Source organism: Streptomyces sp. NPDC090119, assembly GCF_044747085.1.
Lineage (GTDB): Bacteria > Actinomycetota > Actinomycetes > Streptomycetales > Streptomycetaceae > Streptomyces.
Genome location: NZ_JBIVDK010000003.1, coordinates 390,029 through 412,949, shown reverse-complemented (window position 1 = coordinate 412,949; position 22,921 = coordinate 390,029). Strand labels below are relative to the sequence as shown.

Sequence of the window (22,921 nt, the reverse complement as noted above, 5' to 3'; positions counted from 1 at the left end):
TGGGGGCCCGCGATCACAGGGGGCCACCAAGGGTCCGCGAACACGAGGGCCTGACGGATCGACAGCGACTTCGAGGTGCGCACCTTGGCTTTCCAGATGCCGGACCGCGGCGGAGGCCCGACGGGGCCACGGATCAGGGCGGGCCGTCCGTCCCGGCGGGTGAGGACCCTGCTCGTGACCCTGGGCGTGCTGGCCGCCCTCGGCATGGCCTTCACCATGTTCGCCGGTTTCTGGACGGACTGGCTCTGGTACCGGTCGGTGCACTACTCGTCGGTGTTCACCACCACCCTGTGGACGAAGATCGGGCTGTTCTTCGTCTTCGGTGTGCTGATGGCCCTCGCGGTGGGCTTCAACATCTGGCTCGCGCACCGCCTGCGGCCCCCGCTGAGCGCCATGTCGATGGAACAGCAGAGCCTCGACCGGTACCGGATGGGGATCGCGCCGTACAAGACCTGGCTGCTGCTCGCCGTCACCGCGCTGGTCGGCCTGATCGCCGGTGCCTCGGCGGCCGGGCAGTGGCGGACCTGGCTGATGTGGGTCAACGGCGTGTCCTTCAACGAGAAGGACCCCCAGTTCCACCGGGACGTGTCCTTCTACGCCTTCGACCTGCCCTGGTACCGCTTCCTGCTGGCCTTCGGCTTCGCCACGGCCATCCTGTCGCTGATCGCCGCCGCGCTCACCCACTACCTGTACGGCGGACTGCGCGTCACCAGCCCCGGTTCGCGCGCCTCGTCCGCCGCGACCGGCCATCTGTCGGTGCTGCTCGGCCTCTTCGTGTCCCTGAAGGCCGTCGCCTACTGGCTCGACCGGTACGGCCTCGCGGTGAAGTCCAGCGACTTCAAGGCGACGGGCAACTGGACCGGTCTGCGCTACGTGGACGCCAACGCCTATCTGCCCGCGAAGACGATCCTGTTCTTCATCGCCGTCATCTGCGCGCTGCTGTTCTTCGCCACCCTGTGGCGGCGGACCTGGCAGCTCCCCGTCATCGGCTTCGGCCTGATGGTGCTCTCCGCGGTCCTGATCGGCGGCCTCTACCCGGCCATCGTGCAGAAGTTCCAGGTCCAGCCCAACGAGCAGGCCAAGGAAGCCCCGTACGTCCAGAAGAACCTCAAGGCGACCCGCGAGGCGTACGGCATCGACCACACGAAGGTCAGCGAGTACCCCGGCCGGGCGGCGACCGACGACAAGACGACGCTGCGCGACCAGGTCGGCAAGACCGCCAGCATCCGCATCATGGACCCGAACGTGGTCTCGCCCACGTTCCAGCAGCTCCAGCAGATCCGGAACTACTACGGCTTCCCGACCAACCTGGACGTCGACCGGTACCCCACCAAGGACGGCAAGGAGCAGGACACCGTCCTCGGCCTGCGGGAGCTGAACCTGGGCGGCATCCCGAAGAACAACTGGATCAACGACCACTTCCGCTACACCCACGGCTACGGCGTGGTCGCCGCCAAGGGCACCGAGTCCGACGACAAGGGCCGCCCGGTCTTCACCGAGAAGAACCTGCCCTCCAAGGGCGACCTCGGCGAGTACCAGCAGCAGGTCTACTACGGCGAGAAGACCACCACGTACTCCATCGTCGGCGGTCCCCAGAAGGAGATCGACTACTCCGACGACGAGGGCGAGAAGACCACCAGCTACACGGGCAAGAGCGGCGTCAACCTCGACAACCCGCTCAACCGGGCGGCGTACGCGGTGGCGTTCAACGAGCCGCAGATCCTCTACTCCGGGGCGATCGGCGACGGTTCGCGCATCCTGTACAACCGCACGCCCAAGGACCGCGTCGAGTCCGTCGCGCCCTGGCTGACCATCGACGGCGACGCCTACCCGGCCGTGGTGGACGGACGCATCCAGTGGATCGTCGACGCCTACACGACCAGCAACGGCTACCCGTACGCCTCGCGCACCACGCTCGGGGACACCACGGCCGACTCGCTGACCGCGACCAACAACTCCCGCGCGGTGGTGGCCCAGCAGAACCAGGTCAACTACATCCGCAACTCGGTCAAGGCGACCGTCGACGCGTACACCGGTGACGTCAAGCTCTACCAGTGGGACGCGGCCGACCCGGTGCTCAAGACGTGGATGAAGGCGTTCCCGGACACGGTGAAGCCCCGCGCGGACATCAGCCCCGCGCTGATGGCCCATCTGCGGTACCCGCAGGACCTGTTCAAGGTCCAGCGCGAGCTGCTCACCCGCTACCACGTGACCAACGCGCAGACCTTCCTCAGCGGCAGCGAGGTGTGGCAGGTCCCGGACGACCCGTCCAACGACTCGCGCGACTCGGTCCCGCCGTACTACCTGAGCATGAAGATGCCGGACCAGAAGCAGCAGGTCTTCTCGCTGACGACGACCTTCACCCCGAACGGCCGGGACAACCTGAGCGCGTTCATGGCCGTCGACTCCGATCCGCGCGCCAGCGACTACGGCAAGATCAGAATCCTGAAGCTGCCGACGAGCACCACGGTCGACGGCCCCAAACAGGTGCAGAGCCAGTTCAACTCCGAACCGTCCATCGCGGAGACGATCAGCCTGCTGAGCCGCGGCCACTCCCAGGTCGAGTACGGCAACCTGCTGACCGTCCCGCTGGACGGCGGCCTGCTGTACGCGGAGCCGGTCTATGTGCGCGGCGGCACACTGAAGTACCCGCTGCTGCGCAAGGTGCTGGTGACCTACGAGGGCCGGACCGCCTTCGAGAACACCCTGGACGAGGCGCTGGACAACGTCTTCGGGGTCAAGGGTTCCGAACCGCCGGAGTCCGGCACCACCGAACCGCCGACGTCCACCAACCCGACGGTCCGCCAGGCCCTCCAGGACGCCCAGAAGGCGTACGACGCGGGTCAGGAGGCGCTGAAGTCCGGTCCGGACTGGGACGCCTACGCCAAGGCGCAGAAGGACCTCCAGGACGCGCTGCGGCGGGCCGAGGACGCCCAGTCCGCGGCGGAGAAGCCCCGGACCAGCGGCGACTGACCCGAGCCCGCTCCGCGCCGTGCTAGAGTTGTGCACACAACGGCGCGGGGTGGAGCAGCTCGGTAGCTCGCTGGGCTCATAACCCAGAGGTCGCAGGTTCAAATCCTGTCCCCGCTACTGAAAACGAAGGCCCGGATCTCATCGAGATCCGGGCCTTCGTGATGTGCGAACTCATGTGCTGCGTGTTTCATCGGCCGCGCCGCCGCCCGGAGTTGGGCCAACTGTGTTTGACTTGTCTCTCTGTGGGCATGTCGACAAAACGCTGTAGTGACCTCACGGGCTGCGGTACACCGGGTGTACCCAGGTTGCAGGTGGTGCGACGATGGACGTTATGGGGGACAAGGCAACTCTGTTCGAGACAGGGCGATTTGTGCAGCCTTCGGGTGAGGAACCGTCCCGCGACGTGGACGAGGTGGGGGAGGACGCCGAGGAGGTGCGCCTCGGGATGGCGGCGCGCACCGGCGACGCCGAGGCCGCCAGTGTCCTCGGCGCCATGCTGCTGCGCCGCGGCGACCTGGACGCGGCCGAACCCCAGCTCCGTGCCGCCGCGTCCGCCGGTGACCGGCCCGCCGCCAACAACCTGGGTGTCCTGCTGCACCAGCGCGGGTACGCCGACGAGGCCGCCGACTGGTGGCGGATCGCCGCCGTCGCCGGATCGGCCGCCGCCGCGCACGCGCTCGGCCGCCATCACCGCGAGCGCGGTGACGAACCCGCCGCCGAGTACTGGCTGCGCCAGTCCGCCGAGCAGGGCCATGTGCTCGGCGCCTACGCCCTCGCCGACCTCTTGGAGCACCGGGGCGACTCGCGCTCCGCGTACTGGATGCGCGCCGCCGCCGAACGCGGCCACCGCGAGGCCGCCTACCGGCTCGCCCGCTCCCTGGACGGCGGCGACGCCGAGCCCCGCACCGGGCGCGAGGAGGAGCCCGGCAGCGGCGAGGCGTCCGCCGAGGCCGAGCAGTGGTACCGCCAGGCCGCCGCGCGCGGCCACCGCCGCGCCGCGCTGCACCTCGGCGCCATCCTGGAGAAGCGCGGCGAGCTGAAGGAGGCCGGGCGCTGGTACCTGACCTCGGCCAAGGACGGCGAGGCCCGCGCCGCCTGCGCCCTCGGCTTCCTGCTGCGCGACGCTGGGGACACCGAGAGCGCCGCCGTGTGGTGGCTGCGCGCCGCCCAGGACGGCGACGGCAACGCGGCCAACGCGCTGGGCGCCCTGCACGCCGAACGCGGCGAGACCCAGACCGCCGAGCGCTGGTACCGGGCCGCGCTGGACGCCGGGGACGACAACGGCGCCTACAACCTCGGGCTGCTCTGCGCCGAGCAGGGCCGCACCGCCCAGGCCGAGCAGTGGTACCGGCGCGCCGCCTACGCCGGTCACCGGGAGGCGGCGAACGCGCTGGCCATCCTGCTGCTGAGGGGCGGCGACACCAGCGGCGCCGAGCCCTGGTTCTCCAAGGCCGCCGAGGCGGGCAGCGTGGACGCCGCGTTCAACCTCGGCATCCTGTACGCCGGACGCGACACCGAATGGGACACCGAGGCCGCGGTGCGCTGGTACGAGCGCGCGGCCGCCGCCGGGCACACCGAGGCCGCCCTCCAGGTCGGCATCGCCCGGCTGCGCGAGGGCGACGAGCAGACCGCCGAGCGCCATCTGCGCTGCGCGGCCGGTGGCGGCAGCGCGGAGGCCGCGTACCGGCTGGCCACCGTGCTGGACGCGCGCCGTCCGCCGGAGCCCGCGCACGAGCTGGGCGAGAGCGTGCACGACAAGACGGAGTGCGAGGAGTGGTACGAGCGGGCGGCCGGCCAGGGCCACCGGCGCGCGCAGGTGCGGGTCGGCATGCTCGCGGCGGCGCGCGGTGACGTGGTCGAGGCGGCCCGCTGGTACCGGGCGGCGGCCGAGGCGGGCTCCCGCAACGGCGCCTTCAACCTGGGGCTGCTGCTGGCCCGTGAGGGCAGCGAGCCCGAGGCCGCCGTGTGGTGGACCCGCGCCGCCGACGCCGGGCACGGCCGGGCCGCGCTGCGCCTGGCCCTGGTGTACGCGCGCCGGGGCGAGCTGGCCGAGGGGCAGCGCTGGGCGGCCCGCGCGGTGGAGCTGGGCCCGGTGGAGGTGGCCGAGCGGGCGGCGCGGCTGCGGGACGCGCTGCGCGAGGAGCTGTCCGCCTGACCTGGGCGGAAGGGGCCCGTGGGAATGGATTTGCCTCGGCGGCCATGGGTCCCGTAGTGTCTTGTTCATCGACGCGGGGTGGAGCAGCTCGGTAGCTCGCTGGGCTCATAACCCAGAGGTCGCAGGTTCAAATCCTGTCCCCGCTACTGAAGGCCGAGGGCCGGAATCCGAAAGGGTTCCGGCCCTTAGTCGTATGTGCGTGCAGAACGCGGGCGCGAAAAATGCCGCCCCGGTGCGGGGCGGCATTTCGTGTGGGTCAGGCGGTCGCGCACTCCGGGCACAGGCCGCGGTAGGTCATCTCGACGTCCGAGACCGCGAAGCCGAAGCGCTCGGTGTCCGGGAGGTCGGAGAGCGGGTCGCCGACCGGGTGCACGTCACGGATGGCGCCGCAGCGCGAGCAGACCAGGTGATGGTGCGGGCGGTGCGCGTTCGGGTCGTACCGCTTGGCGCGGTGGTCCGTGCTGACTTCCAGCACCTCGCCGAGTGAGACCAGCTCGCCCAGGGTGTTGTAGACGGTCGCGCGGGAGATCTCCGGCAGTTTCGCGGCGGCGCGCGCGTGGACCTCGTCGGCCGTGAGGTGGACGTGTTCGCCGTCCAGCACCTCGGCCACCACGCGGCGCTGCGAGGTGAGCCGCCATCCGCGCCCACGCAGCCGGTCCAGAAGGTCACTCATGGCAGCCAGCGTAACAGCAGGCCGAACAGATCCCGAACAGGTGTGGTTTTGGAATCAGGGCAGGGTTGGACTCAGTCCAACCCTGCCGGAGCGGGGTTCAGAGAGCCGGTTCCGGGGCGCGGGCCGGGGCCCAGCAGCGGATGATGTCGCGGACCGAGACGATGCCCGCGGGCTCGCCGCCGTCCAGCACGACCAGATGCCGGAAGCCGCCATGGGTCATGGCGCTCGCGGCCTCGTGCAGGGTCCAGGCCGGGGCGGCGAAGACCACGGACGTGGTGGTGTGGGCGTGCGCGGACTCCGCGTCCGGGTCCTGGCCGAGGCCGACGGAGTTCAGGATGTCCCGTTCGGTGAGGATGCCGATGCCGCCCGCGTCCGGGTCGAGCACCACGGCGGCGCCGACCCGGCGGGCGGACATCAGGGCGGCGGCCTGGCGGAGGGTGTGGGCGGGGCCGATGGTGAGGACCACCGTGCTCATGGCGTCTCGGACGAGGGCGGGGGTCGGTGCGGGCGCGGGAACGAGCATGGGCGTCAGCCACCTCCTGTGGAACCCGCGCCGCACAAGCGCGGATTCACGAATTCACAAGTGAGGGAGGCTTCAGCGTGACAGGTAAAAGGGAGGTCAACAAGGGGGCGGACGCGGCCAGTTGGGGGCGCGCGGTCCAGGCGGGCGCGCCTACTCGCCGAGCCGCCCCAGCAACTCGTCGTGCAGCAGGCCGTTGGAGGCCGCCGCGTCACCGCTGTGCGGCCCCGGGCGGCCGTCGAGACCGGTGAAGGTGCCGCCCGCCTCGGTGACGATGACCGCATTGGCCGCCATGTCCCACAGCGACAGCTCCGGCTCCGCGCACATGTCCACCGCGCCCTCCGCCACCATCATGTACGGCCAGAAGTCGCCGTACGCGCGCGTGCGCCACACGTCGCGGGACAGCCCCAGGAAGCCTTCCAGCCGGCCCCGATCCTCCCAGCCGGTGAGCGAGGAGTAGGCGAAGGAGGCGTCCGCCAGGTCGCTCACGCCGGAGACATGGATACGGCTCGCCGAGGTCAGGCTGCGCCCGGTGAAGGCGCCGTGGCCCTTCGCGGCCCACCAGCGGCGGCCCAGCGCGGGCGCGGAGACCAGGCCCACGACCGGGTGGAACCCGCCCTGGCCCGCCTCCATCAGCGAGATCAGGGTCGCCCACACCGGGACCCCGCGCACGTAGTTCTTGGTGCCGTCGATCGGGTCGATCACCCAGCGGCGGGGGCCCGAGCCCTCGGCGCCGTACTCCTCGCCGAGCACCGAGTCACGGGGGCGGGCGCGCTGGAGGTGGTTGCGGATCAGCTCCTCGGCGGCCTTGTCGGCCTCGCTGACCGGCGTCATGTCCGGTTTCGTCTCGACCTTCAGGTCGAGGGCCTTGAAGCGCTCCATGGTCGTCGCGTCGGCGGCGTCCGCGAGGACATGGGCGAGGCGCAGATCGTCGAGATAGTCCGGCATGTGACGACCGTATCGGCCGGGGGTGTCCGGAAGCCACCAGGGGGAGCGCGGGCGCGGCGTACGGCGCCCTGGCCGAACCGCGCCCTCCGGCCGCCCCCGGACCCTTGACAGCGCCGGTGGGCGAGTCAAATCTAAGCGCCACAGCTCGCCCCAGGGAGGCGAAGATGCCCGCAGCCCGCGAATCGCTGCTGGACGCCGCAGGCAGAGCGCTCGCCAACCGGCCGTGGTCGACGGTGCGGATGGTGGACGTCGCCGCGGCCGCCGGAGTGTCCCGGCAGACGCTCTACAACGAGTTCGGCAGCAAGGACGGCCTGGCCAGGGCCCTGATGCGGCGCGAGGCCGACGGCTACCTCGCCGGGGTGGAACGCGCCCTCGCCACCCACGCCGACCCCCGCGACCGGCTCGCCGCCACCGCCGAATGGACCGCCACCGCCGCCCGCGGCAACGCGCTGGTACGGGCCATGCTCACCGGCAGCTGGCACGAACGGCTGCCCGAGCCCGCCCGGCCCGGCCTGCCCTCCACCTCCACCGTGCCCGCGCAGCGCCGGGCCGACGGGCCGCTGCCCACCCCCGGAGACTTCCTGCGGATGGTGCGCGACCGCGCCGTGGCCGTCCTCACCGCACCCGGTACCCCCGCGGCCGACACCGCACGGCTCGCCTTCGCCTGCGAACTCGCCCTCCGCCTCGGCCTGTCCTGCGTGTCGGCACCGGCGGGCGAGGGCGGCACCGCGGCCCTGGTCCACCACGCCCTGCACCGGGACCTCGACGACTAGTGCGCCGACCCCGGCAGACGGCTAGTGCGCCGACCCCGACAACTGGAGGCCGATCACCCCGGCGATCACCAGGGAGATCGAGACGATCTTCAGGGTGGACACCAGGTCACCGAGGAAGACCATGCCGTAGATGGCCGTACCGGCCGCGCCGATGCCGGTCCACACCGCGTAGGCGGGACCGACGTCCAGCTTCTTCAGGGCCAGGGTCAGCAGGCCGAAGCTGCCGAGGGCAAAGGCGGCGAAGGCGATCGTCGGCCAGAGCCGGGTGAAGCCGTGGGACAGCTTCAGGCACACGGCGAAACCGGTCTCCAGAAGCCCGGCGACGATGACCAGCAGCCACGCCATGTGCTGTCCTCCCGTAGGGTCTGCCTTCCGGATGAAAGACCCTTGGTCCGGATCTCCGGCTCGACGCGATTATGCACTTACCGAACCCGCGCCCCGGCAAACCACGCGAGCCTCAGTCGCCCTCGCGGCGCTCCCGCGTGGCCAGCAGCCGGCGCAGCGAGTACAGCCGGGCCTGCCGGGCGTGTCCCTCGGCCACCCAGGCGTCCAGCGCGCAGTCCGGCTCGTCGTGGCTGCACGCGCGCGGGCAGTCCGCCGTGCCCGGCACCAGGTCGGGGAAGGCGTTGATCACCCGCGAGGGCTCGATGTGCGCCAGCCCGAAGGACCGGACGCCCGGAGTGTCGACCACCCAGCCCGTGCCGTCGCCGAGCGGCAGCGCGAGCGCGGAGGTCGTGGTGTGACGGCCCCGGCCGGTCACCGCGTTGACATGGCCCGTCGTACGCCGCAGGTCCTCCGGCACCAGCGCGTTGACCAGGGTCGTCTTGCCGACGCCGGAGTGGCCGACGAACGCCGTGATCTTCCCGTCCAGCTGCTCGCGGACCCGGTCGGCGGCGTCGCCGTTCTCCAGCTCCTCGCGGCTGGTGACCACGTAGGGGATGTCCAGGTCGCCGTACAGCTCCAGCAGCTTGTCCGGGGAGGCCAGGTCCGACTTGGTCATGACCAGCAGGGGTTCCAGGCCGCCGTCGAAGGCCGCGACCAGACAGCGGTCGATCAGCCGGGGGCGGGGCTCGGGGTCCGCGAGGGCGGTGACGATGGCGAGCTGGTCGGCGTTGGCCACCACGACCCGCTCGTAGGGGTCGTCGTCGTCGGCGGTGCGGCGCAGCAGCGAGGTGCGCTCCCCGATGCGCACGATCCGCGCCAGGGTGTCCTTCTGGCCGGACAGGTCCCCGACGAGCGACACCAGGTCGCCCACCACGGCCGCCTTGCGGCCCAGCTCGCGGGCCTTCATCGCGGTGACCGTCCGCCCCTCGACCAGACAGGTCAGCCGCCCCCGGTCGACGGTGAGGACCATGCCCTCCGCCGCGTCCTCGTGCTTGGGCCGGATGTTGGTCCGCGGGCGGTTGCCCTTGCGGTTGGGACGCGTGCGGATGTCGTCCTCGTCGGTGTGCTTGCCGTAGCGGCGCATGATCGTCAGTCCGCCCGTCAGTTACCGAGCATCCCGGCCCACAGCTCGGGGAAGTCCGGGAGGGTCTTCGCCGTCGTCGCCACGTTCTCGATCCGCACCCCGGGCACGGCCAGGCCGATGATCGCGCCCGCCGTCGCCATCCGGTGGTCGTCGTAGGTGTGGAACACCCCGCCGTGCAGCGGGCGGGGGCGGATGTGCAGGCCGTCGGCGGTCTCGGTGACGTCGCCGCCGAGCTCGTTGATCTCCTTGGTGAGCGCGGCCAGCCGGTCCGTCTCGTGCAGCCGGAGGTGGGCCACCCCGCGCAGGGTCGAGGGGGAGTCGGCGAGGGCGGCGACCGCGGCGATGCCGGGGGTCAGCTCGCCCACGTCGCCCAGGTCCACGTCGATGCCGTGCACCGCGCCGGAACCGGAGAACACCAGCCCGTACTCGGTCAGCTCGCAGGAGCCACCCATCTCGGTGAAGATCTCCCGCAGCCGGTCACCCGGCTGGGTGGTGCGCTCCGGCCAGTCCGGGATCGTCACCTTGCCGCCGGTGATCAGAGCCGCCGCCAGGAACGGCTGGGCGTTGGACAGGTCTGGCTCGACGGTGAGGTCCCGGCCCAGCAGGGCGCCCGGCGTCACCCGCCACACGTTCGGCTCGCCGCCCGACTCCGGGGTGTCCACCTGGGCGCCGACCGCGCGCAGCATATCCACCGTCATCCGGATGTGCGGGAGCGAGGGCAGCGTCGCGCCGGTGTGGCGGACCTCCACGCCCTGGTTGAAGCGCGGCGCGGACAGCAGCAGCGCCGAGACGAACTGGGAGGACGAGGACGCGTCGACCGACACCGGGCCGCCCTCCAGCGCCCCGCCGCCGTGCACGGTCAGCGGCAGCGCGCCCCGGCCGTCGTCGTCGATCCGGGCGCCCAGCACCCGCAGCGCGTCGATCACGCCGTGCAGCGGGCGCTCGTACGAACGGGGGTCGCCGTCGAAGCGGACCGGGCCGTCGGCCAGCGCGGCGACCGGCGGCAGGAAACGCATGACCGTGCCCGCGTTGCCGACGTCCACCGTGGCCGGACCGCGCAGCCCCGTCGGCAGCACCCGCCACGCCTCGCCGGAGCCGTCCGGGCCGACGCCCTCCTCGATCTCCACGCCCATCGCGCGCAGCGCCCCGGCCATCAGCAGGGTGTCCCGCGACCGCAGCGGACGGCGCAGCCAGCCCGGCTCGGAGGCGAGGGCGGCCAGCACCAGGGCCCGGTTGGTGACCGATTTGGAACCGGGCACGTGGACCGTCGCGTCGACGGCCCCGGTCGCGTGCGGGGCGGGCCAGAGGGCGGTATCAGCGGGGTTCGCGGTCATGCGCTCCACTTTAGTGGCTGGGAACGCACCCAGATCTTGATCGAACCCGCACGGCGGCGGCTCACAGCCGCAGCAGCCACTGCCCGCCCCCGATCAGCGAGCACAGCGACACCGCGTGGAACAGGAACAGCCACAGCCACGCCGGGACATGGGTGAGCCGGGACAACTGGTCCGCGTCCGAGTCCCCGGCGCCGCCCCGCCTGCGCTTGGCCTGCAGCTCGAAGGGCGGACGCACCCCGCCCAGCAGCAGGAACCACACCACGGCGTACGCGAATGCCGCCTGTACCTGCGGCCCAGCCAGCCACGACACCAGCAGGAAGGCTCCGCCGGTCAGCACCACGGTCAGCACCCCGTAGGCGTTGCGGATCATCACCAGCATCGCCAGCAGCAGGGCGGTCGCCACCCACAGCAGCAGGGTGATGCGCCCGGCGGCCAGCAGCGCGGCCCCGCCGAGCCCGAGCAGCGAGGGCGCGGTGTAGCCGGCGGCGGCCGTCAGGATCATGCCGAGCCCGTACGGCTTGCCCCGGCTGACCGCGAGGCCGCTGGTGTCGGAGTGCAGCCGTATCCCGGTCAGCTTGCGGCCGGTCACGAGAGCGATCAGCCCGTGGCCGCCCTCGTGCGCGATGGTGATCGCGTTGCGGGCCACCCGCCACACCGGGTGCGGGGCGACCACGGCGAGCGCGGCGGCCAGGGTGGCGAGGACCACCCACAGGTCGGGACCGGGCTGGGTGCCGCTGAGCCGGTCCCAGAGGTCGGGCAGCGCGGTGGTCGTTTTGCTGTCCATGTCTACGGGTGGCTCCCTGTCGTCGGACGGACTCTGGCACTGTGGCTGGTATGTGCGGACGGTATGCGGCCAGTCGTGGCCCAGAGGATCTCGCGGGAGTCTTCGACATCGAGGTGGGGGTCCCCCCTGCCCCGGCGCAAGGGGGCGACCGTACCCCGGAACCCGAGGAGACCCTGGCGCCGGACTGGAACGTGGCCCCGACCAAGGAGGTCTACGCGGTCCTGGACCGTCCGCTGAAAGACGCCGCCGACCGCCGTCCGGTTCGCCAGCTGCGCCGGCTGAAGTGGGGCCTGGTGCCGTCCTGGGCGAAGACCCCGGAGGGCGCCGCCCGGATGATCAACGCCCGCGCGGAGACCGTGCACGAGAAGCCCGCCTACCGCCGCGCCTTCGCCGCCCGCCGCTGCATCCTGCCCGCCGACGGCTACTACGAGTGGGTCACCGGTGAGCAGGAGCGCGACCTGGAGGTGGAGGGGAAGAAGAAGCGGGCCCGCAAGCAGCCGTACTTCGTGCTCCCCGCCGACGGCTCGGTGTTCGCCATGGCCGGGCTGTACGAGTTCTGGCGCGACGCGACCCTGCCCGACGACCACCCCGGCGCCTGGTGGGCGACCTGCTCGGTGATCACCACCGAGGCCGAGCGGAGCCCGCTCGCCGTCGCCCCCGCCGAGGGCCCCGGCTCGCTCGCCGACATCCACCCCCGGATGCCCCTGATGCTGACCCCGGACCGCTGGGACGCCTGGCTGGACCCCACGCGCAACGACCCCGACCAGCTGCGGGAGCTGCTGGCCCCGCCGCCCGAGGGCCTGATGCGGGCCTACCCGGTGTCCACGGCCGTCAGCAACGTCCGCAACAACGGCCCGGAGCTGCTGAAGGAACTGGAGGGGCCCGAGGAGGGCACACTCTTCTGATGTGAGCCCCACTTCCGCCGCTGCGACCGAGACCGTCGAGACCGAGGCCGGGACGGCCCGCGTCACCTGGCACCACGCGCCCGAGCCTCGCCTCGTCCTGGCCGTCAGCCATGGCGCCGGGGGCGGCATCGAGGCCCGCGACCTCCAGGCGCTCGCCGCCGCGCTGCCCGCGCACGGGGTGAGCGTCGCCCTGGTCGAGCAGCCCTGGCGGGTCGCCGGACGCAAGGTCGCCCCCGCCCCGAAGACGCTGGACACCGGCTGGCGGGGCCTGTGGCCCGCGCTGACCCGGCCCGGCCTGCCGGTGATCTCCGGCGGCCGCAGCGCGGGCGCCCGCGTCGCCTGCCGTACCGCCACCGAGCTGGACGCCCGCGCGGTGCTCGCGCTGAGCTTCCCGCTGCACCCCCCGGGCAAGCCGGAGAAGTCCCGCGCCGCCGAACTGCTCGGCGCCGGGGTGCCCACCCTCGTCGTCCAGGGCGGGAACGACCCCTTCGGCCGACCCGAGGAATTCCCCGAGGGCGGATTCGAACTCGCCGAGGTGCCCTACGGCGACCACTCCTTCGCCGTGCCCAAACGGGCCCCCGTGACCCAGGAGGCCACGCTGGAGACCGTGACGGACGCCGTCGTCAGGTGGGCCGCGTCACTCGGGTGACCCTCGGGAATGCCCGCCGGGGCACCGCTGTTGTGCCGGACAGAAGTGCTGGAGCGCCGGTGAGGCGTCGTCGCGGGAGAGGAAGTCAGCCGCATGGGTTCGACCGCATGTCCGAGTCGCAGCAGCCGTACTGACCTGGACTGGACGGTGCTGCACGCGGCCAAGACCGCTCCGATTCGAGCGGCGGCGGGTACGGGTCGTGTTCTATCCTCCGAAACGAGTGGGGCCGGTCTCGGTCCCGCGCGGGAACTTGAGGAGGTGGGTCCGGTCACTGGGACCGACGCAGGGGCCGGCAGCGGCCAGGCGGAGCTGCCCGAGGGCCAGGGCGTGGACGCGGAGGCGGGCGCCGAGACCAGCACGGAGCGCAGCGCGCGCTTCGAGCGGGACGCGCTCGAATTCCTCGACCAGATGTATTCCGCCGCGCTGCGCATGACGCGCAACCCGGCCGACGCGGAGGACCTGGTGCAGGAGACGTACGCCAAGGCGTACGCGTCGTTCCACCAGTTCCGCGAAGGCACCAACCTCAAGGCGTGGCTGTACCGGATCCTGACCAACACGTTCATCAACTCGTACCGCAAGAAGCAGCGCGAACCCCAGCGCAGCGCGGCCGAGGAGATCGAGGACTGGCAGCTCGCCCGCGCCGAGTCGCACATGTCGACGGGGCTGCGCTCCGCCGAGTCCCAGGCGCTCGACCACCTGCCGGACTCGGACGTGAAGTCCGCGCTCCAGGCGATCCCCGAGGAGTTCCGCATCGCGGTCTATCTCGCGGACGTAGAGGGCTTTGCGTACAAGGAGATCGCGGACATCATGGGGACCCCCATCGGTACGGTGATGTCCCGGCTGCACCGGGGCCGCCGTCAACTGCGCGGCATGCTGGAGGACTACGCGCGCGAGCGCGGACTGGTCCCGGCCGGCGCCGGAGAGTCGCACGAAGCGAAAGGCTCGGGCTCATGAGCTGCGGAGAGCCGCACGAGACGGACTGCAGTGAGGTCCTCGACCATCTGTACGAGTTCCTCGACAGCGAGATGCCGGACGTCGACCGCGACAAGTTCCAGCACCACTTCGAGGAATGCCACCCGTGCCTGGAGAAGTACGGTCTGGAGCAGGCCGTCAAGAAGCTGGTCAAGCGGTGCTGCGGACATGACGACGTCCCCGCCGACCTGCGCGCCAAGGTCATGGGCCGGATCGAGCTGATCCGCTCCGGCGGCACCGTGCCCGAGCATGACGTGACCGCGGTCGCCCGCGAGAGCTGACCGCCGCCTGCGTCACCCGAACGTGCTAATCCCACCGGACTAGCCCCCGCCTTCCCCGTGTCCCGTCCTACGCTCCACCCGGACGGGGCACGGGCGGGGAGGGCGTCATGGAGGCGGTTCCGGCAAGGGTTCCGGCAAGGGCGCGGGCCTGTGTGGCCGGCGCCGCCCTGCTCGCCGCGCTCTGCGCGCTGCCCGCACCGGCCACCCCCACCCCCTGGGGAACCCTCGCCCTGCTCGCCGCGCTGTACGCGCTCTGCGACCAGGTCGTCCGCCGCCGCTTCGGCGGCACCTTCTACCCCGTGCTGCTCGCCGGAGCCTTCCTGCTCCCCCCGGCCGCCGCCGCCCTGGTCCCGCTGCCCGCCGCCCTGCTCTCCCCGGTCGAGCACCCGCCGACGCTGCCGCGCCGCGTCTGGCGCGCCGCCCGGCCCGCGCTCGCCGTCTGGGCCGCCGCGCAGACACACCACGCGCTGGACGGCGGCGCCGCCGTCGACGGCTCCGTCTTCCCCTACGCGCTGCTGCCCGCCGGGGCCGCCGTGCTCGCCTTCTGCCTGGTCCTCACCCTGCTCGACGGCGCCATGCACGCCGCCGCCGACCGGGTCCCGCTCCGCCGGGCCTGGCGCGGACTGTTCACCCGCTCCCTCGCCCCCGTCGCCGTGCACGGCCTGGCCGGACTGATGACCGCCGTACTGTGGCGCAGCCCCTACGGGCCCGTCGCCGCCCTGCTCGTCCTGCTGCCGATGGGCGTCTCCTGCTGGGTGTTCGCCCAGTACCACCGTGAACGCGCCGCCCACCAGGCCACCATCCGCGCCCTCGTCCAGGCCGTCGACATCAAGGACGGCTACACCCGGGGCCACAGCGAACGCGTCGGCCAGGCGTCCGTGATGATCGCCCGCCAGCTCGGGATGGACGACGCCCGCGTAGAAGTACTCCGCTTCGCGGGCATCCTGCACGACGTCGGCAAGCTCGGCGTCCCCACCCGGCTGCTGCGCAAGGACGGCCCGCTCACCCCCGAGGAACGCCGGATCATCGAACTCCACCCCGAGTACGGCCACGAGATGACCCGCGGCATCTCCTTCCTCGGGGAGGCCCGCGCGGCGATCCTGCACCACCACGAACGCCTCGACGGCAGCGGCTACCCCTACGGGCTGGAGGGCACCCAGATCCCCGAGTGCGCCCGCGTGGTCGCCGTCGCCGACGCCTTCGACGCCATGACCTCCACCCGCTCCTACAGCCGGGCCCGCCCCGTCGAGGTCGCCGTCGCCGAGCTGGAGCGGTGCGCGGGCGCCCAGTTCGACCCCCGGATGGTCGGCGCGCTCGCCGCCGCCCTGCGCCGCCACGGCTGGCGCCCCGAGGTCACCGCCGACGAACCCGCCTCCGGTGTCCCGCCGCGCCAGCGCACCCACGGCCGGACCACCGGGGCCCACCGGTGACCGCCCGCCCGAGCGTCCGCCGTCTGATCCACGGCGCCGCCGCCCTCGTCGCCGCCCTCGCGTTCGGCGCCACCCTGTGGACCGGCGTCGACGACCGGGGCACCGCCCTCGCCTTCGGCGTCCTCATAGCCGTCGGCGAACTCACCCGCTGGAAGGGCGGCGGCTCCCGTCGCGCCGCGCCCCTCGGCACCGCGGGCTCCCTCTCCTACGCCCTGCTCGGCGCCGACGCCGGGCACCCCGCCCAGCACGGCCCCGCCCAGATCGTCACCGTGGTGCTCGTCGCCACCCTGCTCGGTGGTGTCCCGCACATCTGGCGCGGCCGCACCCCCACCCTGGACCACCTCGCCCGCCGGGTCCTCAAGGTCGGCTTCGCCGCCGTCTGCTTCCAACCCCTGTACAGCCGGGGCGTGTTCGACCACTGGGACGGCTCCGCCTACGCCCTGCTGCTCGTCGCGCTGCTCGTCCTCACCGCCCTGTGCGACGCGGTACTGGCCGCCGCGCTCGCCCACTCCCGCACCCGCTGGCCCTTCGGTGCGCTGCTGCGCGAGGAACTGCGCGGCCTGCTCGGCATCGGCTCCGCCGTCTGCGCCACCGGCGCGGTGATGGCGCTCGCGGTGGCCGTCGCCGGACTGTGGGCGCTGCCGCTGTTCTGCCTCCCGCTGCTGCTGACCCAGCTGTCGCTGCGCCGGTACGCGGCCGTGCGCGCCACCTACCGGCAGACCATCACCTCGCTGGCCCGCGCCACCGAGATCGCCGGGTACACCCCGCCCGGCCACGCCCGCCGGGTCGCCGCGCTCAGCCTCGCGGTGGGCCGGGACCTCGGGCTCACCGGGACCGAGCTGACCGTGCTGGAGCACGCGGCCCTCATGCACGACATCGGCCAGCTCAGCCTGGTCGACCCGGTCCACGCGGGCGCCACCGCGGCACTGCCCGGCGCGGAGCAGCGCCGCATCGCCCTGCTCGGCGGGGCCGTGGTCCGGCAGACCGGGGTGGCCGCGGCCGTCGCCGTGGTCGTGGAGCGGCAGGCCGACCCCTACCGGGACCAGCCGGTCGCCGCCCGCATCGTCCGCGCGGTCAACGCCTATGAGGAGAAGTCCCGCGACGCCGGGGTGGAGGGTCCCTTGCGCGCGCTGGAGGAACTGCGGCTCGCCACCGCCGGGGACTACGCCCCCGAGGTGGTGGAATCACTGGCGCGGGTCCTGTCCCGCGACTGTCTGACCCTGCCGGTCGCTGGGTAACCGATGGGTAATGAGCGCCTCTCCCACGTGACGTGGTTGGATGCGAGTGAGAGGCAGACCGGGGGCAACAGCCAGCCCACTGAGCGGAACGGAACTGGCAGGCGGGAATCGTGAGGATCTTCGGCAAGGTACGGAACCGGCCCTCCGCCTCCTGGCGGCAGGCCACCGACCGGGCGTTCACACTCATCGGCGACGGCCGGTACGAGGACGCGGGCGAGCTGCTGACCCGCGCCGCCGATCTGGAGCCCTGGCTCGCCGAGTCCTGGTTCAACCTGGCCCTGCTGCACAAGTTCCGGCACGACTGGGAACAGGCCCGCGCCGCCGGACTGCGCGCCGTGGCCCTGCTGGACCGGGAGACCGGCGCGCCCGACTGGTGGAACGTCGGCATCGCCGCCACCGCCCTCCAGGACTGGCCGCTGGCCCGCCGCGCCTGGCAGGCGTACGGGCTGAAGGTGCCCGGCGGCGCCACCGCGCTCGGTGAGCCGCTCGGCATGGAGCTGGGCAGCGCGGCCGTACGGCTCTCCCCCGAGGGCGAGGCCGAGGTGGTCTGGGGACGCAGGCTGGACCCGGCGCGGATCGAGGTGCTGTCCATCCCGCTGCCCTCCTCGGGGCGGCGCTGGGGCGAGGTCGTGCTGCACGACGGCGTCCCGCACGGTGAGCGCACCACCTCCACCGGGCACTCGTACCCGGTCTTCGACGAGATCGAGCTGTGGGCGCCCTCGCCCGTGCCGACCTGGGTGGTGCTGCTGGAAGCGGCCACCGAGGCGGACCGGGACGCGCTGGAGCAACTGGCCGCCGACGCCGGGTTCGCGGCGGAGGACTGGTCGTCCTCCGTGCGGCTGCTGTGCCGGATGTGCTCGGAGTCGCGGATGCCGTCCGACGAGGGGGAGGGCGTGCATCTCGACCCCCACGACCACAGCGAGCCCGGTCACCCCGGCCCGCTGGGGCACCGGACGGACGGGCAGCTGTGGGTGCCGGAGCGGGAGTGCGGGATCGCCGCGCCGCCTTCGCTGGTCCGGGGGCTGCTGGACGGGTGGGTCGCGGACAGCCCGGACTCCCGGGACTGGCGGGATCTGGAAGAGGTCTGCTGATCGGCGCTGCCCGGTTGCGGTCCGTCGTGGCTGGTCGCGCAGTTCCCCGCGCCCCTGACAGGGCGCTACCCGTACCCTGTATCCGCTAGTCCCCCCATGTTTATTTTGAGGAAGGCGTCACTCGGTCATGGCTCAGCAGGACACCGATCAGCAGCACGCGGGCGTGCTCCCCGTCGACGACGAGGGCTATGTCGTCGACACGGAGGAGTGCGAGGAGCGCGAGGCCGCCTGGCGTGAGCGCGGGACCTCGCGGCCGATCACGGTCGTCGGCAACCCGGTGCTGCACAAGGAGTGCGCGGACGTCACCGAGTTCGGCCCCGAGCTGGAGCAGCTGGTCGCGGATATGTTCGCCAGCCAGCGCACCGCCGAGGGCGTGGGCCTGGCCGCCAACCAGATCGGCGTGAGCCAGAAGGTCTTCGTCTACGACTGCCCGGACGACGACGGCGTGCGCCACACCGGTGTGGTCGTCAACCCGAAGCTGGTCGAACTGCCCGCCGCGGCCCGCCGGTTGGACGACAGCAACGAGGGCTGCCTGTCGGTGCCCACGGCGTACGCGCCGCTCGCGCGCCCCGATTACGCCGAGGTGACCGGGCAGGACGAGAAGGGCAACCCGGTCAAGGTGCGCGGCACCGGGTACTTCGCCCGCTGCCTCCAGCACGAGACCGACCACCTGTACGGCTACCTGTACATCGACCGCCTCTCCAAGCGGGACCGCAAGGACGCGCTGCGGCAGATGGCCGAGAACGAACCACGCTACGACGTGGTCGCCAACGACTGACGGGAGCGCGCGGAACCAGCGCCACCGCACCGAACAGCCACGACGCCCGGCCGGGGACCATCCCGGCCGGGCGTCGTGGCTGTTCGTTCATCTGTTCGCCGAAAGAATCCCGGCGACTTGGGGTAGTGAAAGGAGCAAATCCGTTCCCCTAACGGTCAGTTGTAGTGCTGAATAGGGGTGCGGGGATACGCAACGGCGCACGCCCGGCACGGCAGGGAGGGGCGTGTGGTCCTGGCGGTCGAGAGGGGACTGTTCGTGCATGCTTTCTCACGCGGCACCACATCGGCGACAGCGGTCGCGGTACCACCGTCCCTCGCACTCCCGGTGATCGAGGACGCCTTTCCCCGGCAGCTGCACCCGTATTGGCCGAAGCTCCAGGAGAACACCCGGCAGTGGCTGCTGGAAAAACGGCTCATGTCCCCGGACAAGGTCCGCGAGTACGCCGACGACCTGTGCTACACGGACCTGATGGCCGGGTACTACCTGGGCGCCCCCGACGACGTCCTCCAGGCCATAGCCGACTACAGCGCCTGGTTCTTCGTCTGGGACGACCGGCACGACCGTGACATCGTGCACGGCAGGCCCGAGGACTGGCGGCGGCTGCGGCAGCGTCTCCACGCGGCGCTCGACGCACCCGGGGACCATCTGCACCACCAGGACGCGCTGGTCGCCGCTTTCGCGGACAGCGTGCTGCGGCTCTACGCGTTCCTGCCGCCCACCTGGAACCAGCGGTTCGCCCGGCACTTCCACGAGGTGATCGAGGCGTACGACCGCGAGTTCCACAACCGCGTCGAGGGCCGCGTCCCCGGCGTCGAGGAGTACCTCGCGCTGCGGCGGCTCACCTTCGCGCACTGGATATGGACCGACCTCCTGGAACCGAGCGCCGGACGCCAACTCCCGGACCCGGTGCGGAAGAACCCGGCATTCCGGCGCGCTGCCCTGCTGAGCCAGGAATTCGCCGCCTGGTACAACGACCTGTGCTCGCTGCCGAAGGAGATAGCGGGCGACGAGGTGCACAATCTCGGAATAAGCCTCATCACCCATTCCGGGCTCACTCTCGAAGAAGCCGTCGAGGAAATGCGGCGGCGCATCGAGAACTGCATCGCCGAATTCACCGAAGCCGAGCGCGAGGCAATGGAGTTCGCTGGCGAACTCGACGACGGCACCGTGCGCGGAAAGGAACTGAGCGCCGCCGTGCGGACCTGTGTCGGCAATATGCGGAACTGGTTCAGCACCGTCTACTGGTTCCACCACGAGTCCGGCCGCTACATGGTCGACAGCTGGGAGGACCGGTCCACACCCCCGTACGTCAACAACGAAGCGGCAGGTGAGAAATGACCGTCGACGCCATCGATCCCGAGACGCGGGAAGTGGCCGAACTGAAGGACCCGCCCCTCGCCGGGGGCGCCGTCCCGGTGTTCGGGCACGGCCTGAAACTGGCCCGCGACCCGCTCGCGTTCATGTCCCAACTGCGCGACCACGGCGAGGTGGTGCGCCTGAAGCTCGGCCCCAAGACGGTGTACGCCGTCACCGCGCCGGCGCTCACCGGCGCACTCGCGCTGAGCCCCGACTACAAGATCGACGGACCGGTGTGGGAGTCCCTGGAGGGGCTGCTCGGCAAGCAGGGCGTGGCCACCGCCAACGGCCCGCTGCACCGGCGGCAGCGGCGCACCATCCAGCCCGCGTTCCGGCTCGCCGCGATCCCCGCCTACGGGCCGATCATGGAGGAGGAGGCGCACGCCCTCACCGAGCGCTGGCGGCCCGGCGTGCCGATCGACGCCACCTCCGAGTCCTTCCGGGTCGCCGTGCGCGTCGCGGCCCGCTGCCTGCTGCGCGGCCAGTACATGGACGAGCGCGCGGAACGCCTGAGCAACGACCTCGGCGCCGTCTTCCGGGGCATGTACCGGCGCATGGTGCTGCCGCTCGGTCCGCTGTACCGGCTGCCGTTCCCGTCCAACCGCGCATTCAACCGGGCACTGGCCGATCTGCATCTGCTGGTGGACGAGATCGTCACCGAGCGGAGGGCATCCGGTCAAAAGCCGGACGATTTGCTGACGGCTTTGCTGGAGGCGAAGGACGACAATGGCGATCCCATCGGCGAACAGGAGATCCACGACCAGGTCGTCGCCATACTCACCCCCGGAAGCGAGACAATCGCCTCCACGATCATGTGGCTCCTGGAGATCCTCGCGGACCATCCGGAGCACGCCGAGAAGGTGCGCGCGGAAGTTGAATCGGTGACCGGTGGCGCACCGGTCGGATTCGAGCACGTACGCAAGCTCAGCCATACCAACAATGTCGTCGTCGAGGCCCTCCGACTGCGGCCCGCCGTATGGATATTGACGCGTCGCGCGCTCACCGACACGGCACTGGGTGACTATCGCATTCCGGCCGGGGCGGACATCATCTACAGCCCCTACGCGATTCAGCGCGATGTGCGTTCCTACGCCCGCCACCTCGACTTCGACCCCGACCGGTGGCTGCCGGAGCGTGCCGAGGAGGTGCCGAAGTACGCCATGAGCCCCTTCAGCGTCGGCAACCGCAAGTGCCCCAGCGACCACTTCTCCATGGCCCAGCTGAGCCTGATCGTCGCGGCGATATCGGCGAAGTACCGGTTCCGTCAGGTCGAGGACTCGGACGCCAGCACCCGCGTGGGCATCACCCTGCGCCCGCACCGGCTGCTGGTCGAGCCCGTGGAGTGGTGAGGAGCCATACGCCCGGACCGGCGTGCGTTCAGGCGGCCTCGGGGCCCCGGAACGCGCGCCGGTAGGCGTTCGGGGTGGTGCCCAGCGCCCGCACGAACTGGTGGCGCAGCGCGGCCGCGTTGCCGAACCCGGCCCGCCAGGCGATCGAGTCCACCGTCTCGTCCGTCCCCTCCAGCAACCGCTGCGCCAGCAGCACCCGTTGGCGCAGGACCCAGCGGTACGGGGTGGTGCCGGTCTCCTGCTGGAAGCGGCGGGCGAAGGTGCGCGGGGACATGTGGGCGCGGGCGGCGAGCTGCTCGACGGTGACCTCGTCGTCGAGGTGCTCCGCCATCCACACCAGCACCTCGCCCACGGTGTCGCAGGGGCCCTTGGGCAGCGGGCGCTCGATGAACTGGGCCTGGCCGCCGTCCCGGTGCGGGGGCACCACCATCCGGCGGGCGATCTTGTTGGCGACCTCGGTGCCCTGCTCCTTGCGGACCAGGTGCAGACAGGCGTCGATACCGGCCGCCGTGCCGGCGGAGGTGATCACCGGGTCCTCGTCGATGTAGAGGACGTCCGGCTCGACGGTGACGCGCGGGTGGCGCCTGCGCAGTTCGTCGGCGTTGTGCCAGTGCACCGCGGCCCGGCGTCCGTCCAGCAGCCCGGCCTCCGCCAGCACGAACACCCCCGTGCACACGCTGAGCACCCGCGCGCCGCGGGCCACGGCCCGGCGCAGGGCGTCCAGCAGTGCGGGGGGATAGTCGCGGGAGGCGTAGGACTCCCCGGCCGGGACGGCGATCAGATCGGCCTCCTCCAGCCGCTCCAGACCGTGCGGGGTGGAGACGGTGAAGCCGCAGTGGGTGCCCAGGGTGGGACCCTCGGCGGAGGCCACCGCGAAGTCGTAGACCGGCAGTCCGTCCTCGCTGCGGTCGATGCCGAACACCTCGCACACCACCCCCAGCTCGAAGGGGTGCACTCCGTCCAGCAGGACCGCGACCACGTTCTTCAGCATGCTGCCAGTGTGCCTCGGCACTGGCAGGAATTCGAGGGCTTGCGGCAGTCCTGCCAGTGTTGGACAGCAGCGTTCAGCGCGAGGCTGATGACATGAACGGAAACCAGATCCAAGGTCTCATCGGAATGGTCGCCACCCTCGGCATCCTGGCCCTCCTGGTCCTGCCCTCGGTGATCGGCATCGTGCGCGACCGGCGCGTCGACCGACAGCTCAGGCAGGCCCAGAAGGACCACGGAAGGGAGGTTCAGAAGAC

At 71.9% G+C, this 22,921-nt stretch carries 22 protein-coding genes and 2 tRNA genes; 15 read left to right on the top strand and 9 right to left on the bottom strand.

Annotation, left to right across the window (positions count from 1 at the left end; genetic code table 11):
* Positions 1-96: 96 nt before the first annotated feature.
* From ACIPPM_RS14545 to ACIPPM_RS14530, 4 genes are all read left to right on the top strand, one after another.
* Positions 97-2,973 carry a UPF0182 family protein gene (locus tag ACIPPM_RS14545; RefSeq protein ID WP_401448470.1) on the top strand — a complete coding sequence of 959 codons (2,877 nt, stop codon included), beginning with the start codon at positions 97-99 and terminating at the stop codon, positions 2,971-2,973.
* Positions 2,974-3,016: 43 nt separating this feature from the next.
* A tRNA-Met gene (locus ACIPPM_RS14540) sits at positions 3,017-3,090 on the top strand.
* A gap of 205 nt (positions 3,091-3,295) precedes the next feature.
* On the top strand, positions 3,296-5,128 hold the full coding sequence (locus ACIPPM_RS14535; protein ID WP_401447260.1) for a tetratricopeptide repeat protein: 1,833 nt from the start codon (positions 3,296-3,298) through the stop codon (positions 5,126-5,128).
* A 72-nt stretch (positions 5,129-5,200) separates the two neighbouring features.
* Positions 5,201-5,274: transfer RNA gene (locus ACIPPM_RS14530), tRNA-Met, on the top strand.
* 110 nt (positions 5,275-5,384) lie between these two features.
* Here ACIPPM_RS14530 and ACIPPM_RS14525 read toward each other — a convergent pair.
* The 3 genes from ACIPPM_RS14525 to hisN form a co-directional block, all read right to left on the bottom strand.
* Positions 5,385-5,801 carry a Fur family transcriptional regulator gene (locus ACIPPM_RS14525; protein ID WP_393596227.1) on the bottom strand — a complete coding sequence of 139 codons (417 nt, stop codon included), beginning with the start codon at positions 5,799-5,801 and terminating at the stop codon, positions 5,385-5,387.
* A 97-nt stretch (positions 5,802-5,898) separates the two neighbouring features.
* Entirely contained in the window at positions 5,899-6,324 is a 426-nt protein-coding gene (locus ACIPPM_RS14520; RefSeq protein ID WP_401447257.1) for a cyclic nucleotide-binding/CBS domain-containing protein, read from the bottom strand.
* Between the two features lie 150 nt (positions 6,325-6,474).
* A complete protein-coding gene (hisN, locus tag ACIPPM_RS14515) occupies positions 6,475-7,269 on the bottom strand; it encodes a histidinol-phosphatase (RefSeq protein WP_401447255.1) in 795 nt (264 codons plus the stop codon).
* A gap of 164 nt (positions 7,270-7,433) precedes the next feature.
* Between hisN and ACIPPM_RS14510 the strand changes: the two genes are divergently transcribed.
* On the top strand, positions 7,434-8,042 hold the full coding sequence (locus ACIPPM_RS14510) for a TetR/AcrR family transcriptional regulator (protein WP_401447253.1): 609 nt from the start codon (positions 7,434-7,436) through the stop codon (positions 8,040-8,042).
* A 21-nt stretch (positions 8,043-8,063) separates the two neighbouring features.
* Here the strand turns inward: ACIPPM_RS14510 and ACIPPM_RS14505 are convergent, their stop codons facing one another.
* From ACIPPM_RS14505 to ACIPPM_RS14490, 4 genes are all read right to left on the bottom strand, one after another.
* Positions 8,064-8,387 carry a DMT family transporter gene (locus tag ACIPPM_RS14505; RefSeq protein WP_401447251.1) on the bottom strand — a complete coding sequence of 108 codons (324 nt, stop codon included), beginning with the start codon at positions 8,385-8,387 and terminating at the stop codon, positions 8,064-8,066.
* 112 nt (positions 8,388-8,499) lie between these two features.
* Positions 8,500-9,510, bottom strand: coding sequence for a ribosome small subunit-dependent GTPase A (gene rsgA / locus ACIPPM_RS14500; RefSeq protein ID WP_401447248.1), 1,011 nt, complete (start codon positions 9,508-9,510; stop codon positions 8,500-8,502).
* Positions 9,511-9,527: 17 nt separating this feature from the next.
* The gene (gene aroA, locus ACIPPM_RS14495; RefSeq protein ID WP_401447246.1) at positions 9,528-10,844 is read right to left on the bottom strand and encodes a 3-phosphoshikimate 1-carboxyvinyltransferase; all 1,317 of its coding nucleotides are present in this window, start codon (positions 10,842-10,844) and stop codon (positions 9,528-9,530) included.
* A gap of 61 nt (positions 10,845-10,905) precedes the next feature.
* Positions 10,906-11,628, bottom strand: coding sequence for a M50 family metallopeptidase (locus ACIPPM_RS14490; RefSeq protein WP_401447244.1), 723 nt, complete (start codon positions 11,626-11,628; stop codon positions 10,906-10,908).
* Positions 11,629-11,678: 50 nt separating this feature from the next.
* Between ACIPPM_RS14490 and ACIPPM_RS14485 the strand changes: the two genes are divergently transcribed.
* The 10 genes from ACIPPM_RS14485 (at position 11,679) to ACIPPM_RS14440 (ending at position 21,677) form a co-directional block, all read left to right on the top strand.
* Complete coding sequence (locus ACIPPM_RS14485; RefSeq protein ID WP_401447242.1) at positions 11,679-12,533, top strand: SOS response-associated peptidase; 855 nt, start codon at positions 11,679-11,681, stop codon at positions 12,531-12,533.
* A 1-nt stretch (position 12,534) separates the two neighbouring features.
* Positions 12,535-13,182, top strand: coding sequence for an alpha/beta family hydrolase (locus tag ACIPPM_RS14480; protein WP_401447239.1), 648 nt, complete (start codon positions 12,535-12,537; stop codon positions 13,180-13,182).
* A gap of 258 nt (positions 13,183-13,440) precedes the next feature.
* A complete protein-coding gene (locus ACIPPM_RS14475) occupies positions 13,441-14,136 on the top strand; it encodes a sigma-70 family RNA polymerase sigma factor (RefSeq protein ID WP_401447237.1) in 696 nt (231 codons plus the stop codon).
* Entirely contained in the window at positions 14,133-14,435 is a 303-nt protein-coding gene (gene rsrA, locus ACIPPM_RS14470; protein ID WP_161149708.1) for a mycothiol system anti-sigma-R factor, read from the top strand. Before ACIPPM_RS14475 ends, rsrA begins: the two co-directional genes overlap by 4 nt.
* Before the next feature lie 107 nt (positions 14,436-14,542).
* The gene (locus tag ACIPPM_RS14465) at positions 14,543-15,865 is read left to right on the top strand and encodes an HD-GYP domain-containing protein (RefSeq protein WP_401447234.1); all 1,323 of its coding nucleotides are present in this window, start codon (positions 14,543-14,545) and stop codon (positions 15,863-15,865) included.
* The gene (locus tag ACIPPM_RS14460; protein ID WP_401447231.1) at positions 15,862-17,103 is read left to right on the top strand and encodes a metal-dependent phosphohydrolase; all 1,242 of its coding nucleotides are present in this window, start codon (positions 15,862-15,864) and stop codon (positions 17,101-17,103) included. Before ACIPPM_RS14465 ends, ACIPPM_RS14460 begins: the two co-directional genes overlap by 4 nt.
* Before the next feature lie 110 nt (positions 17,104-17,213).
* On the top strand, positions 17,214-18,194 hold the full coding sequence (locus tag ACIPPM_RS14455) for a tetratricopeptide repeat protein (RefSeq protein ID WP_401447229.1): 981 nt from the start codon (positions 17,214-17,216) through the stop codon (positions 18,192-18,194).
* A gap of 127 nt (positions 18,195-18,321) precedes the next feature.
* Positions 18,322-18,972 carry a peptide deformylase gene (def, locus tag ACIPPM_RS14450; protein WP_401447226.1) on the top strand — a complete coding sequence of 217 codons (651 nt, stop codon included), beginning with the start codon at positions 18,322-18,324 and terminating at the stop codon, positions 18,970-18,972.
* A 255-nt stretch (positions 18,973-19,227) separates the two neighbouring features.
* Positions 19,228-20,310, top strand: coding sequence for an epi-isozizaene synthase (gene cyc1 / locus ACIPPM_RS14445; protein ID WP_401447223.1), 1,083 nt, complete (start codon positions 19,228-19,230; stop codon positions 20,308-20,310).
* Entirely contained in the window at positions 20,307-21,677 is a 1,371-nt protein-coding gene (locus ACIPPM_RS14440; protein ID WP_401447221.1) for a cytochrome P450, read from the top strand. Before cyc1 ends, ACIPPM_RS14440 begins: the two co-directional genes overlap by 4 nt.
* A 28-nt stretch (positions 21,678-21,705) precedes the next feature.
* On the opposite strand, the gene ACIPPM_RS14435 is transcribed toward ACIPPM_RS14440, so the two are convergent.
* Both ACIPPM_RS14435 and ACIPPM_RS14430 read right to left on the bottom strand, forming a co-directional pair.
* The gene (locus ACIPPM_RS14435) at positions 21,706-22,668 is read right to left on the bottom strand and encodes a GlxA family transcriptional regulator (RefSeq protein WP_401447219.1); all 963 of its coding nucleotides are present in this window, start codon (positions 22,666-22,668) and stop codon (positions 21,706-21,708) included.
* Entirely contained in the window at positions 22,662-22,901 is a 240-nt protein-coding gene (locus tag ACIPPM_RS14430; RefSeq protein ID WP_401447217.1) for a hypothetical protein, read from the bottom strand. The genes ACIPPM_RS14435 and ACIPPM_RS14430 overlap by 7 nt, the downstream gene beginning before the upstream one ends.
* Between the last annotated feature and the right edge of the window lie 20 nt (positions 22,902-22,921).

What these genes read in the sequence shown, in the direction of transcription:
- ACIPPM_RS14440 (WP_401447221.1), top strand. Translation starts at nt 20,307, where the DNA reads ATGACCGTCGACGCCATCGATCCCGAGACGCGGGAAGTGGCCGAACTG.
- ACIPPM_RS14505 (WP_401447251.1), bottom strand. Translation starts at nt 8,387, where the DNA reads ATGGCGTGGCTGCTGGTCATCGTCGCCGGGCTTCTGGAGACCGGTTTC.
- rsgA (WP_401447248.1), bottom strand. Translation starts at nt 9,510, where the DNA reads ATGCGCCGCTACGGCAAGCACACCGACGAGGACGACATCCGCACGCGT.
- rsrA (WP_161149708.1), top strand. Translation starts at nt 14,133, where the DNA reads ATGAGCTGCGGAGAGCCGCACGAGACGGACTGCAGTGAGGTCCTCGAC.
- ACIPPM_RS14520 (WP_401447257.1), bottom strand. Translation starts at nt 6,324, where the DNA reads ATGCTCGTTCCCGCGCCCGCACCGACCCCCGCCCTCGTCCGAGACGCC.
- aroA (WP_401447246.1), bottom strand. Translation starts at nt 10,844, where the DNA reads ATGACCGCGAACCCCGCTGATACCGCCCTCTGGCCCGCCCCGCACGCG.
- ACIPPM_RS14525 (WP_393596227.1), bottom strand. Translation starts at nt 5,801, where the DNA reads ATGAGTGACCTTCTGGACCGGCTGCGTGGGCGCGGATGGCGGCTCACC.
- ACIPPM_RS14465 (WP_401447234.1), top strand. Translation starts at nt 14,543, where the DNA reads ATGGAGGCGGTTCCGGCAAGGGTTCCGGCAAGGGCGCGGGCCTGTGTG.
- ACIPPM_RS14490 (WP_401447244.1), bottom strand. Translation starts at nt 11,628, where the DNA reads ATGGACAGCAAAACGACCACCGCGCTGCCCGACCTCTGGGACCGGCTC.
- ACIPPM_RS14510 (WP_401447253.1), top strand. Translation starts at nt 7,434, where the DNA reads ATGCCCGCAGCCCGCGAATCGCTGCTGGACGCCGCAGGCAGAGCGCTC.
- ACIPPM_RS14535 (WP_401447260.1), top strand. Translation starts at nt 3,296, where the DNA reads ATGGACGTTATGGGGGACAAGGCAACTCTGTTCGAGACAGGGCGATTT.
- def (WP_401447226.1), top strand. Translation starts at nt 18,322, where the DNA reads ATGGCTCAGCAGGACACCGATCAGCAGCACGCGGGCGTGCTCCCCGTC.
- hisN (WP_401447255.1), bottom strand. Translation starts at nt 7,269, where the DNA reads ATGCCGGACTATCTCGACGATCTGCGCCTCGCCCATGTCCTCGCGGAC.
- ACIPPM_RS14485 (WP_401447242.1), top strand. Translation starts at nt 11,679, where the DNA reads ATGTGCGGACGGTATGCGGCCAGTCGTGGCCCAGAGGATCTCGCGGGA.
- ACIPPM_RS14435 (WP_401447219.1), bottom strand. Translation starts at nt 22,668, where the DNA reads ATGCTGAAGAACGTGGTCGCGGTCCTGCTGGACGGAGTGCACCCCTTC.
- ACIPPM_RS14545 (WP_401448470.1), top strand. Translation starts at nt 97, where the DNA reads ATGCCGGACCGCGGCGGAGGCCCGACGGGGCCACGGATCAGGGCGGGC.